The sequence below is a fragment of the Arthrobacter sp. Y3224055 genome (assembly GCF_059090825.1).
The window spans coordinates 93,761-106,272 of record NZ_JBNHGB010000003.1; the positions used below are offsets into that span (position 1 = coordinate 93,761).

Here is a 12,512-nt window from a genome sequence, read left to right on the forward strand (position 1 = left end):
ACGTCAGGGATGAGGGGAATAGGGAACAATAGGGAGATATGAAGGCACGCATTCTGGTCGTAGACGACGACGAGGCCCTGGCCGAGATGATCGGCATCGTGCTGCGCAACGACGGATTCGATCCCGTGTTCTGCGCGGACGGCGCGCAGGCCCTCGAGGTCTTCCGCAGCAGCAAGCCGGACCTGGTGCTGCTCGACCTGATGCTCCCGGGGCTGGACGGCATCGAGGTCTGCCGCCAGATCCGTGGCGAATCGGATGTTCCCATTGTCATGCTGACGGCCAAGTCGGACACCTCCGACGTGGTCCGGGGCCTGGAATCCGGTGCCGACGACTACGTGCCCAAGCCGTTCAAGCCGGCAGAACTCGTAGCCCGGGTGCGCGCGCGCCTGCGCCCGGGCGACCAGCGGGCGCCCGAGACCCTGCGGATCGCCGACGTGGTGATCGATGTTGCCGGGCACGTGGTCCACCGCGGGGACGAGAAGATCTCGCTCACCCCGCTGGAATTCGACCTGCTGGTGGCCCTGGCCCGGAAACCCTGGCAGGTCTTCACCCGCGAATTGCTGCTGGAGCAGGTCTGGGGCTACCGCCACGCCGCAGACACCCGCCTGGTCAACGTTCACGTCCAGCGGTTGCGCTCCAAGATCGAACGCGATCCGGAGGCCCCCGAAGTGGTGCTCACGGTGCGCGGCGTCGGTTACAAGGCCGGCCAAGGGTAAGTGGAGCCGGTTCTCAGCCGGTGGACAGCCAAGCTGAAGGCGGCAGCTGAGGCCGCTTGGCATGCCACGCTGCGGGCCCGCGAGTTCCTGAACCGGAAATGGCGGCGGTCGCTGCAGTTCCGTACGGTGACCGCCGCCGTCCTGCTCACCGCCTTCGCCTTCATGGGCGTGGGCGCGTTCCTCTCCAGCCAGATCGCCTCCGGGCTCTACCAGGAGCGGGTAAACCAGGCGGAAGCCGAGTCCCGGCGCGGGCTGTCCCAGGTCAAGACAATCTTCGAGAGTTCCTCGGCCAGCGACCGGGCGACCGTCTCCAGCATGGTGGCGGACACGCTGAAACTGCTGGAAGGCACCGGCGCCGAAGCGCCGCGCTACTACCTGCTGACGCCGCTGCCGGGCGGCCAGAACCTCTACGTGTTCAGCCAGTCGAACACCTCCATCACCGCCAACATCATTCCGGAGGGGCTGGCCCGGGAAGTCGCCACCGGCACCGGGCAGTACCGCCAGGCGCTCGCGCTGCCCGTGGGCGACAGCGATGTCCCCGCGATCGGATTCGGCACCAAGGTGTCGTTGCCGCCGGGCAATTCGTATGCGCTGTACCTGATCTACGACCTCTCCTCGGTCCAGCAGACCCTGGACTTCATTCACCGGGTGCTTTGGATCGGCGGCGGGCTGCTGCTGATCCTGGTCGGCGGCATCGTCTGGCTGCTGACCCGCGCCGTCGTGCACCCGGTCAGCCAGGCGGCGATCGCCTCGGAGAAGCTGGCGGCAGGACAACTGCAGGAGCGGCTGGAAGTCCGGGGCGAGGACGAACTCGCCCGGCTGGGGGCCTCCTTCAACCACATGGCCAACAGCCTGCAGGAGCAGATCACGCAGCTGGCGGCGCTGTCGGAAATGCAGCAGCGGTTCGTGTCCGATGTGTCGCACGAACTGCGGACGCCGCTGACCACGGTCCGCATGGCCGCGGAGGTGCTGTACGAATCGCGCGGGGACTTCGATCCCATCAACGCCCGCTCCACGGAACTGCTGTACAACCAGGTGGAGCGTTTCCAGGCGCTGCTCGCCGACCTCTTGGAAATCTCCCGTTTCGACGCCGGTGCTGCCGCACTGGACGCGGAGCCGACCGATTTGGTGGAGATCGCCCGCACCGCGCTCGACGCCGCCCAGCCGCTTGCGGAGAACAGCGGGTCGGAGCTGCGGCTGATTGCCCACGAGCCGCGCTGCATCGCCGACATGGACCGTCGCAGGATCGAACGCATCCTGCGCAACCTGATTGTCAACGCACTGGAACACGGCGAAGGCAAACCGGTGGAGGTCACGGTCGGGGCAACCGAGGACGCCGTGGCCGTCTCGGTGCGGGACTACGGCATCGGGATGACGCCCATGGAAGCCTCCAGGGTGTTCGACCGCTTCTGGCGCGCCGACCCGGCCCGGGCTCGGACCACCGGCGGCAGCGGTCTGGGGCTGTCGATTTCCACCGAGGATGCCCGCCTCCACGGCGGCTGGCTGCAGGCGTGGGGCGAGCCGGGCAACGGTGCCTGCTTCCGGCTCACGCTGCCGCGGCACAGCGGCGGCACGCTTACCCATTCGCCGCTGCCGCTGCCACCGGCCGGCGCCTCCGCGTGGCACGGCCAACTGGTGGCCGAGAATGTGCTCCTCGAACAGCAGGAGGAAAACGGTGTTCCGGATCCCAGCTGAGCCTGCCCGCCCCTCCCGGCTGCGCGCCGTCGTCGTCATGCTCTGTGCCATGCTGGCGCTGGTCTCCTGTTCCTCCATCCCGATGTCGGGGCCGGTGGGCACGGTCCAGGCCGATTCGGGCGAAACCGGGGGGACCGGCTACACCTTCAACCCGCCGGGGCCGTCGCCGGGGGACTCCCCGCAGCAGATCGTCGCCGGCTTCATCCAGGCGGGCACGGCCACGCAGGACGATTACCGGATTGCGCGCGAATTCCTCGCCCCGGACCTCGCCGGCGAATGGCAGCCGGTGCAGCGGACGCTGGTGTACCGGAACGTCGTGCGGATTGTCGGATCGCCGTCCGAAACCGAATTCGTGCTCCAGGTGGAGGTCGATGCCACGATCAACGAGTCGGGCGTCCGCACCCAGGCGGAGGAAGGGGCCACCGAATCGCTGCCGGTGGAACTGGCGCAGGTGGACGGCGAATGGCGGATCTCCAGCGTTCCGGACGGGACCATGGTCTCCACGGTGGACTTCCGCACCTTGTTCTCCCCGTTCAACCTGTACTACTACGACCCGACGTACACGTATGCCGTGCCGGACGTGCGCTGGTTCGCCAACCGGCAGGGCATCTCGGCGGCCATCGTGGCTGCCATGCTGGAGGGGCCCGCGCCGTACCTGGCCGGCGCCGTGATCAGTGCCTTCCCGGAAGGCTCGCAGCTGGTTCGGCGGGCCGTACCGATCGAATCGGGGGCTGCCAGCGTGGACCTGTCGGCCGAAGTCCTCACGGGCACCACGTTCCTGCGCCGGCAGCAGATGCAACAGCAGCTGGAACTGACGCTGGGAGAGCTCAATACCGTCTCCACCGTCCAGATGACCGTGGACCAGCGGGAAGTGGACCTGGGCAATTCCCCCGATCCCCAGTTCCAAGCCGCGGTGACGGACCCCGCGGTCGGCAACGTGCAGATCGGGGTTTTGGACGAGGAACTGGTGTTTTACGAAGGATCGCGGCCGGTCAAGCCGGAAGACCTGCCGTCCGTCAGCCGGCTGCGCCCGCGCGAACCGGCGATGTCGCTGGACCAGGAACGCTTTGCCTTCCTGACCGCCGAGCGCAACCGGATGTTCGTGATCGGCGAGGACCGCCGCGCGGTGGAGGCGGCAACCGGAAGCAACCTCACCGGACCCAGCGTCGATCCCTTCGGCTGGGCCTGGGCGGCGGCCGGCGACGGCAGCGGGAAAGTCTCCGCGGTTTCCGTCGAGGCGCCGGACGAATCGGTGGCGGTCAGCGCCCAATGGCTGACGGAGCGGACCGTGACCGAGCTGCAGATTTCACGTGAAGGTTCCAGGGCGCTCATCACCACCCGTGAAGGCGAGAGCACCTCGGTCTACGTTGCCGGCGTCGTCCGCGACCAGGACGGCCGGCCCCGGGGCATCACCACCCCCAAGCGGCTGAACCCCTCGGTGCCGGTGGACTCGGGCGTCTGGGCGGACGAGGATACCGTCGTCGTCATGCAGGCCTCGCCCGACCAAGCGGTGACTGCGGAGGTGCTGAACCTGGACGGCAGCACCCTGCGGACCGCGCCCCTGCAGGGGATGGTGGAGATCAGCGCGGGCAACGGCGACCAGGACGTGTACGCCCAGACCAACGAGATGCTCTACATCCGCGTCGGCAACAGCTGGGCTCCGCAGCGAAATTCCCCGCTGGTCATCGATCCGTCCTTCCCCGGATAGCCCCGCCTCCACAGCGGCCGCAGCACCGGAACACTCCACAGCCGGCGCCCGGGCCGCCCCGGGCGGGCGGGGGCGCGGCCAGGCTGAAGGGATGGCGGGGACACGGTGATGAAGGTGACGGCGGACGTGGGCACCCGGCTGGACAGGCTGTATTTCAGCCGGGCCGCGCAGGCGCTGCGGATCTGGTCCGGGCAGTTCGGCCGGCTGCTGCTGCCGACCGACTGCGTGGCCTGCGGTGCGACGGATTACGTCCTGTGCGCTGCCTGCAGGCGGCGCCTGCGGCGCTCGACGGTGCGACCGATCGCCGTGGAGCAGGACGCCGACTCCTTGCCGCTGGACGAGGCAGGCCGACCGCTGCCGGTGACCGCCGGGGGGCCCTACCGGCGTGAACTGTCCCAGGCCGTGCTGGCCTTTAAGAACCACGGCCGGACCGAGTTGGCGCCGGTGCTGGCCGTCGTGCTGGCCGGAGCCCTGGACGCGGCCGCGGCACGTGCGGGCCGGCCCGCCGCGGCGGTGCTGGTCCCGGTTCCCTCGCGCGGCAGCTCCCGCCGGCGCCGCGGCTACGATCCGCTTCAACTGCTGCTGTCCCGCCTGGCCCGGCAAGGCCTGCTGCCGGCCGGCCTGCAGTTGCTGCCCGCCGTCCGCCAGGTGGACCCGGCGCGGCGCCTGCAGCGGCCGGGTTCCCCGGGCGGGCAGAAGTCGCTGGGCCGGTCGGCGCGGCAACGGAACGTTGCCGGCAGCATGGCCGTGCCGCCGGGGTACGCACCCCTGATCGCCGGGAGGTGCTGCCTCCTGGTGGACGACGTGCTCACCACCGGTGCCACGATGGGTGAGCTGGCCCGGGCCCTGCGTGCCGCCGGCGGACATCCCCTGGGCGGAGCGGTGCTGGCAGCCGCCTCGGCCCCGGCCGGGCCCGCCGGCCGGGATGCGGGCCGGGAGGCCGCGAGCCGGCCCTCGTGAGCACCGCGGAATGACGCGGGGTGTAACGATTATGCAGTGCCGGCTGCACCGGCCCTCGGAGTGCCCTCGGACATCGTCGGCAAATGTTGTAGATATTCGTGGGTAAAGGGTGAATAAAAGGTGTCCGTGATCTAACGTGAAGTATGGGCTCCCGCGAGGGAGGCAACCCGTCTTCAGCGGCTGAAAGGAGTTTCTCTTTTCGGTCGCTGTTGTGTCATCTAGGCAATTATGGAGGGCACCATGGAATTCAACATCAACGGCCGCAACCTGTCCGTTTCGGATCGGTTCCGCGAGTACGCTGAGGAGAAGATCTCCAAGATCGAGCAGTTGGGCGACAAGGTCCAGCGGCTTGATGCCAAAGTCACCAAAGAGGCTAATGCCCGCAATGCCGAAAGCTCGATGACCGTCGAGCTCACCGTGCTCGGACGGGGCAGCGTGGTCCGCGCCGAGGCCAAGGCCGCGGACAAGTTTGCAGCTTTCGACATTGCCTATAACAAGCTTTTGGAGCGCCTGCGCCGCGCTCGGGACCGCCGCAAGGTCCACCACGGCCGTCACACCCCGACCGCCGTCCATCAGGCCACCGCCACGCTGGAACCGGCCAGCTCGGACATGCCGCTGCACGAAGCGGCGCTGGCTGCGGCAACTGCCCAGGACCAGGCCGAGGACCGGACCGGCTACGACATCGACAACGATGTTCCCGCCGGAGACTCACCGGTGCTGATCCGCCGCAAGGTCTTCCCGGCCGCGTCCATGACTCTCGACGATGCCGTGGACAACATGGAACTGGTGGGACACGACTTCTACCTGTTCATCGACAAGGCGACGAACGCACCCAGCGTCGTCTACCGCCGTCGTGGCTGGACGTACGGCGTGATCACCCTCGACGCCGATTGCAGCGCCGAAGAAGCCAAGGCGCGCGAAGAGGTGCTGGCCTACCGCGCGTCGGCGGGCGCCAAGGCCTGACAGCGCCGCGGCTGCCTAGTATGAAGGCATGACAGCCCGCATCACTCCGGCCCAGGCCCGCCGCATCGCGCTGGCGGCGCAGGGCTTGGTTCAGGAACGGCCCACCGGCCTTGTCACGGCAAGGCAGGTGGGCCGGACCTTTGACCGGCTGCGGCTGCTGCAGATTGACTCCGTGAACGTGCTGGTGCGCTCGCATTACCTGCCGTTCTTCTCCAGGCTCGGCGGCTACGACGTCGACATCCTCCACCGGTTTGCGGGAAAAGCGCCGCGCCGCATGATGGAGTACTGGGCGCACGAAGCCAGCTATATCAAGCCGCAGGATTTCGCCGATCTCCGCCAGTGGCAGCGTCGCCGGTGGGTTGGCGCCGCCGGCATGGACCCGGTCCTCGTCCAGGACCTGACCGCCAAGATCCTGGACACGCTTTCCTCCTCGCGCGGCCTGACCGCCCGGGCGGTCGCCGACCGGATCGGCCATGACGCGCACCAGCCGAAGACCGACTGGGGCTGGAACTGGAACGCGGTCAAGCGGGTGCTGGAGGACCTCTTCGAACAGGGGCTGGTCAGCGCCGCCGCGCGGACTCCCCAGTTCGAACGGCTCTACACCCTGACCGAGCGGGTGCTGCCAGCCCCGCACGACGCACAGTACCGGCCCGATCCTGAACAGGCGATGCTGAGGCTGATCGAGGCCGCCGCGCTGGCTCACGGCATCGGGACCGTCAAGTGCTTCGCCGACTACTTCCGGGTGCCGGTGCGGGCGGCCGCCGACGCGGTGCGGACCCTGGAGGCGGCCGGAAAGCTGGAAGCGGTGCAGGTGGATGGCTGGAGGGGCGACGTGTACCTGCACGCCGAGGCGGCCCGGCCGCGCCGCGCCACCGGCAGGGCACTCCTGAGCCCCTTCGATTCCTTGGTGTTCGAACGCCAGCGGGTGGAGCGGCTGTTCGGCTTTCGCTACCGGATCGAAATCTACACGCCGGCGCCGAAGCGGACCTACGGCTACTACGTCCTGCCGTTCCTGCTGGGGGACCGGCTGTGTGCCCGCGTGGACTTGAAAGCGGACCGGGCCTCGGGCAGGCTCGTGGTCCGGGCTGCGCACGCCGAAGACGACGCCCCGCCCGGAACCGCCGCGGAGCTGGCAGCCGAGCTGGCCGGCATGGCCGAGTGGCTGGCGCTGGACGCCGTCGTGGTTCAGGAGAGCGGCGGTTTGGCCCCGGCCCTGGCCCGTGAGAGCGCGAAACGGCCGCCGGGAACCAAAACGCTGCGGGACTCGTCTCTCACGTAGACTGAACGAGCCAGATTTCTGCGCAACTGACTGGGAGCTATGTAGTGCCAACGATTCTCGAGCGTGTGCTTCGTACCGGCGACAAGAAGACGCTGAAGAGGCTGCGCGGCTACGCCGATGCGATCAACGTCCTGGAAGAGGACTTCAAGTCCCTCACGGATGCCGAGTTGCGCGGGGAAACCGACACGTTGAAGCAGCGCTACCAGGACGGCGAGCTGCTCGACGACCTGCTCCCGGAGGCATTCGCGGCCGTCCGCGAAGCCGCCAGCCGCACGCTCGGCCTGCGCCACTTCGACGTCCAGCTGATGGGCGGCGCAGCCCTGCACATGGGCAACATCGCGGAGATGAAGACCGGCGAAGGCAAGACGCTGGTGGCCACCGCGCCCGCCTACCTGAACGCGCTCACCGGCAAGGGCGTCCACGTGGTGACGGTCAACGACTACCTGGCCGAATACCAGTCCGACCTGATGGGCCGTGTTTACCGCTTCCTGGGCCTGACCAGCGGCTGCATCCTGTCGAACCAGAACCCGGCGACGCGCCGCGAACAGTACGCGGCGGACATCACCTACGGCACGAACAACGAGTTTGGCTTCGACTACCTGCGCGACAACATGGCCTGGAGCCGTGACGAACTGGTCCAGCGCGGACACCACTTCGCGATCGTGGACGAAGTCGACTCGATCCTGATCGACGAGGCCCGCACCCCGCTGATCATTTCCGGCCAGGCCTCCGGCGACGTGAACCGTTGGTACACCGAATTTGCGCGCGTCGTGATGCGGCTGAAGGACACCGAAGACTACGAAGTCGACGAGAAGAAGCGTACCGTCGGCGTGCTGGAATCCGGCATCGAAAAGGTCGAGGACTACCTCGGCATCGACAACCTGTATGAATCGGCGAATACGCCGCTGATCGGGTTCCTGAACAACGCCATCAAGGCCAAGGAGTTGTTCAAGCGGGACAAGGACTACGTGGTGCTCAAGGGCGAGGTGCTCATCGTCGACGAGCACACCGGCCGCATCCTGGCCGGCCGGCGCTACAACGAAGGCATGCACCAGGCGATCGAGGCCAAAGAGGGCGTCGAGATCAAGGCCGAGAACCAGACGCTGGCCACGGTGACCCTGCAGAACTACTTCCGCCTCTACGGCAAGCTCTCGGGCATGACCGGCACCGCCGAAACCGAAGCGGCCGAGTTCATGAGCACCTACAAGCTCGGCGTGGTTCCGATCCCGACGAACAAGCCGATGGCCCGCATCGACCAGTCGGACCTGATCTACAAGAACGAAGTCGCCAAGTTCGACGCCGTCGTGAAGGACATCGCCGAGCGCCACGAAAAGGGCCAGCCGGTCCTGGTGGGCACCACCAGCGTGGAGAAGAGCGAGTACCTGTCCAAGCAGTTGGCGAAACAGGGTATCCGGCACGAAGTGCTCAACGCCAAGAACCACGCCCGGGAAGCGGCGATCGTCGCGCAGGCCGGCCGCAAGGGTGCCGTCACGGTGGCCACCAACATGGCCGGCCGCGGTACGGACATCATGCTCGGCGGCAACGCCGAGTTCAACGCGGTGGCCGAATTGGAACGCCGCGGCCTGGACCCCGCCGCGAACCCGGAAGACTACGAGGCCGCCTGGCCCGCCGCCCTGGCAGCGGCGCAGAAAGCCGTGCAGGCCGAGCACGACGAGGTCAAGGAGCTCGGCGGTCTCTACGTGCTGGGCACCGAACGGCATGAGTCGCGGCGCATCGACAACCAGCTCCGCGGCCGCTCGGGGCGCCAGGGCGACCCGGGTGAATCCCGCTTCTACCTCTCCCTGACCGATGACCTGATGCGGCTGTTCAACTCGGGCGCGGCCGAACGCATCATGAACTCCTCCCGCATGCCCGACGACGTGGCGTTGGAGTCCAAGATGGTTTCCAAGGCCATCCAGAACGCCCAGGCACAGGTCGAAGGCCGGAACGCCGAGCAGCGCAAGAACGTGCTGAAGTACGACGACGTGCTCAACCGGCAGCGTGAGGCAATCTACAACGACCGGCGGCGCATCCTGGAAGGCGACGACCTGCACGAGAAGGTCGCGTTCTTCCTTGAGGACGTGGTGACGGCGATGGTCAACGAAGCCACCGCTGAGGGCCATGGCGACGACTGGGACTACGAGCAGCTGTGGACCAACCTCAAGCAGCTCTACCCGATCGAACTGACGATCGACGAGGTGCTGGAGGAAGCCGGCGGGCGCTCGAGGGTCACGGCGGATTTCCTGCGCGCCGAAATTGTCTCCGATGCCAAGGTCGCCTACGCCCAGCGCGAGCAGACGCTCGGCTCCGAGACTATGCGCGAACTGGAGCGGCGCGTGGTGCTCTCGGTGATCGGCAGGAAGTGGCAGGAACACCTCTACGAGATGGATTACCTCAAGGAGGGCATCGGACTGCGGGCCATGGCCCAACGCGATCCGCTGGTCGAATACCAGCGCGAGGGATTCGTGATGTTCCAGGCCATGATGGAGTCCATCCGTGAAGAGAGCATCGGCTATCTCTTCAACCTCGAGGTCCAGGTTCAGCAGCCGGCCGAGGCGACGGTCCCCGGGGTCGCTGACGCCCGGGCGGCGGCGGCGCCGCAGATCACCGCGGCCGGCCTGGAAGCTCCGCAGCGGCCGGCGGCCCTGCAGTTCACGGCGCCCAGTGCATCCGGGGAAGCCGAGACACGGGTCGAACGCCAGGCCCCGGCCAAGGCGGCAGCGCCCGCCAGGGACAAGCGCCCCGCCAAGAGCGGCAAGCGCCGGAAGTAGTTTGGGGCTTCAGCCGATCTCCAGGGCCGTGACCTTCCACAGTCCGCGGATCCACTCCAGCCGCAGCGCCACCGCGCGTATCCGGCGGGTCTCGGCCACCACCAACGACGCTTCATAGGCGCTGTCGGCGGCACGGCACACCCGGGCGGAGCGGACCACGGGGCTGCGGTGCAGCCGCAGCGGTGCCCGGCCATCGGAACGCAGCTGCGCCTGGTGGGCCCTGGCGATGTCCGCCCGGTGCACCAGCTTTTCGTAGCTGGCGGGGTCAAGCCAGCGGGCCAGCTGTTGGACCGGCCGTGTGCCGGAGACGGCCTCCAGGCAGGCCTGCGCCACGGACCGGGCCATCGCCGTGACGTGGAGCAGTTCGGCCTCCGCCTCGGGGTCCCCGCCCACCGGCAGCGGAACGGGACGGGGCACTGCGGCGGGTCCGGCCGTCCCGCGGGTGTCATCCGGTCGCCTGGGCTGCAACCGGATGACGGGCGCAAAGTAGCCGTCCGGCCCGGCCGGTTTGACCCGCCGTACCGTCAGGGGCCGGGGCGCCCCGCTCGCCGGTGCCAGCGTGTCCAGGCGCGCGCCCGCCGCGGCTTCCTTCTCCGGCGTCTGCACGGCCGGGAGGTGTCGCACGTTGTCCATGTCCTGCCCTTCCTTCCACTGGTACTGCCTTGGCTTCCAGCCGCGCCACACAGCACGGCTCCCGTGTGCGTCTCTCGGCCGCTTCCGGAAAGCTTCACTATCCGGGCGGAGGTACGACGAGCGTTTGCCCGGGTTTGATTAGGGAGGGGTCGTGACCGATGAGGGTTTGGTTGGCGGCATACCACTCCGGCCACCGCTCGGCGATTTCCACGTCGGTCGCCAGCGGGCCCAGCTCGGCGGCCGCGAGCTGCCAGAGGGAATCCCCGGCGGTGACGGTAACCAGCCGGGGTGCGTCAGAGGCTTCCCGGGTTGGCGGCTTGACGACGGCGCCCGGGGCCGCGGCCGGCGGAGCGGGCTTCCATGAGGGGTCCACCGGAGGGTTTATCCGACCGGCCAGGCCGTCCGGCTGCCACCGGGGATCCACAACGGCAGCGCTGGACGCGCCGGTCCCGGCCGCGGCTTCGGCCGGACGCGTTGCGGCCGCCGCATGGGCGCCCGCGACCACCACCAGATTGAGGCCGACGACGGCGCCCGCCAAGCGCCGCAGGAACGCGGGACTCCACACGGCCCACCGGGCCGCCAGGCGACTGTGGCCGGTCCTGGCCAGCACCGCGCAGGCCGCCGCTGCCGCCATGCCCAGGAGCAACCAACAGAGCACGGCCGCGCCGGCTCCGATCGACAGGAGCGCCAGCAGGTCCTGATAGTTCTGCGAAGGCCACGTGGCGCCGGTGGCCAGCTCCCTCCCCGCGAGCACCAGCACGGCGGCACAAGCCGTCACCAGCCCTGTGGTTGCCAGATCGGCGGTGGTTCTGAGCATGGGAAGCGCCTCCGGAGAGAAACGTGTTACTGCCGTTTGATGTAGTTTGGTTATGTTTAGTGCTATTTGTTTTCCAATAGTGGCAGCTTCAAACACTTGTTGTAAAGCAGTCGGTTTTCCGTTGACGGTATGTGGTGCAGGTTCCTAGGCTGGCGCCATGCGTTGGGACGCCCTGTTTGCCGATTTGGAGACCCAGCTACACGCCGCAGACCGGCTGGAGTTGGAAGCGGAGGTAAACGAGCGCGCCCGGATCGAGTTGGCCGCGGTGGGTCTGGCCGACCGGCTTCGGGGGCAGCTGGGCAGCAGGTTGCGCGTCCGTGCAGGCACAGACCTCAGGTTCGAGGGGACGCTGGCCCATGTCGGATCAACCTGGTTGGTGCTGTACGAGGGAGTGCGGAGCGTGCTCCTGCCGTTGGCCGCTGTCCAACTGCTCGAAGGAATGGGCCGGCATGCGGTTGCCGACTCGACCGGGGCGCGTCGGCTCGGGCTCGGATCCGCACTGCGCGCCCTTGGCCGCGACCGCGCACCGGTCGCGGTCTACCTGTCGGGCGGCCCCGGCATCCCGGCGGCCGAGGGGGTGGTCGACAGGGTCGGGGCGGACTCCTTCGACCTCGCGGCGGTGCCGTCGGGCGAGGACAGGCGCGCGGCAAATGTCCGGTCGGTCTACACGGTGCCCTTCGCGGCCATTGCGGCCCTCGTGTCGCGCAGCCCGGACTGAATGCTCATTCCGTGGTGGACTTGGCCTCTTCGATCAGCCGCCGCGTCTGGGCATACTTGTCCTGGATGTACTGGTCGAGCATGACCTGCTCGACGCGCCATTGGCCCCGGCCGCCGATCTGGATGGCGGGAAGTTCGCCGCTGCGAACCAGGGCGTACGTCTGCGACGAGGAGATCTGCAACTCCTCCGCCACATCGGACAGGGTGAGGAACCGCGGCATGGGCTGATCCTTCGGAGCGGGGACGGTTTCAG

The 12,512-nt window shown here is 68.2% G+C and carries 11 protein-coding genes; 8 read left to right on the forward strand and 3 right to left on the reverse strand.

Going from position 1 to position 12,512, the window contains the following annotated elements; genetic code table 11:
* The first annotated feature begins 38 nt into the window (after positions 1–38).
* The 7 genes from mtrA to secA all read left to right on the forward strand — a co-directional run bounded on the left by mtrA (position 39) and on the right by secA (position 10,092).
* Positions 39–716, forward strand: a complete 678-nt coding sequence (gene mtrA / locus AC5RTY_RS08615) for an MtrAB system response regulator MtrA (RefSeq protein WP_493989146.1) — start codon at positions 39–41, stop codon at positions 714–716.
* Complete coding sequence (gene mtrB / locus AC5RTY_RS08620; RefSeq protein WP_494012514.1) at positions 717–2,411, forward strand: MtrAB system histidine kinase MtrB; 1,695 nt, start codon at positions 717–719, stop codon at positions 2,409–2,411.
* Positions 2,392–4,119, forward strand: coding sequence for an LpqB family beta-propeller domain-containing protein (locus AC5RTY_RS08625; protein WP_494012513.1), 1,728 nt, complete (start codon positions 2,392–2,394; stop codon positions 4,117–4,119). Before mtrB ends, AC5RTY_RS08625 begins: the two co-directional genes overlap by 20 nt.
* A 108-nt stretch (positions 4,120–4,227) precedes the next feature.
* Complete coding sequence (locus AC5RTY_RS08630) at positions 4,228–5,079, forward strand: ComF family protein (RefSeq protein WP_494049700.1); 852 nt, start codon at positions 4,228–4,230, stop codon at positions 5,077–5,079.
* A gap of 240 nt (positions 5,080–5,319) precedes the next feature.
* On the forward strand, positions 5,320–6,042 hold the full coding sequence (gene hpf / locus AC5RTY_RS08635; RefSeq protein WP_494000220.1) for a ribosome hibernation-promoting factor, HPF/YfiA family: 723 nt from the start codon (positions 5,320–5,322) through the stop codon (positions 6,040–6,042).
* Between the two features lie 28 nt (positions 6,043–6,070).
* Positions 6,071–7,321 (forward strand): winged helix-turn-helix domain-containing protein, encoded by a 1,251-nt coding sequence (locus AC5RTY_RS08640; protein ID WP_494012511.1) that lies wholly within the window; start codon positions 6,071–6,073, stop codon positions 7,319–7,321.
* Positions 7,322–7,365: 44 nt separating this feature from the next.
* The gene (gene secA / locus AC5RTY_RS08645; protein WP_494012510.1) at positions 7,366–10,092 is read left to right on the forward strand and encodes a preprotein translocase subunit SecA; all 2,727 of its coding nucleotides are present in this window, start codon (positions 7,366–7,368) and stop codon (positions 10,090–10,092) included.
* A 9-nt stretch (positions 10,093–10,101) separates the two neighbouring features.
* Here secA and AC5RTY_RS08650 read toward each other — a convergent pair whose 3' ends face one another.
* Positions 10,102–10,725 carry an Rv3235 family protein gene (locus AC5RTY_RS08650; protein ID WP_494049701.1) on the reverse strand — a complete coding sequence of 208 codons (624 nt, stop codon included), beginning with the start codon at positions 10,723–10,725 and terminating at the stop codon, positions 10,102–10,104.
* Between the two features lie 97 nt (positions 10,726–10,822).
* Positions 10,823–11,542, reverse strand: coding sequence for a LysM peptidoglycan-binding domain-containing protein (locus tag AC5RTY_RS08655; RefSeq protein WP_494049702.1), 720 nt, complete (start codon positions 11,540–11,542; stop codon positions 10,823–10,825).
* Between the two features lie 157 nt (positions 11,543–11,699).
* Between AC5RTY_RS08655 and AC5RTY_RS08660 the strand changes: the two genes are divergently transcribed.
* Positions 11,700–12,260, forward strand: a complete 561-nt coding sequence (locus AC5RTY_RS08660) for a hypothetical protein (RefSeq protein WP_494025569.1) — start codon at positions 11,700–11,702, stop codon at positions 12,258–12,260.
* A 4-nt stretch (positions 12,261–12,264) separates the two neighbouring features.
* Here the strand turns inward: AC5RTY_RS08660 and AC5RTY_RS08665 are convergent, their stop codons facing one another.
* On the reverse strand, positions 12,265–12,480 hold the full coding sequence (locus tag AC5RTY_RS08665; protein ID WP_493979122.1) for a helix-turn-helix domain-containing protein: 216 nt from the start codon (positions 12,478–12,480) through the stop codon (positions 12,265–12,267).
* Positions 12,481–12,512: the final 32 nt, after the last annotated feature.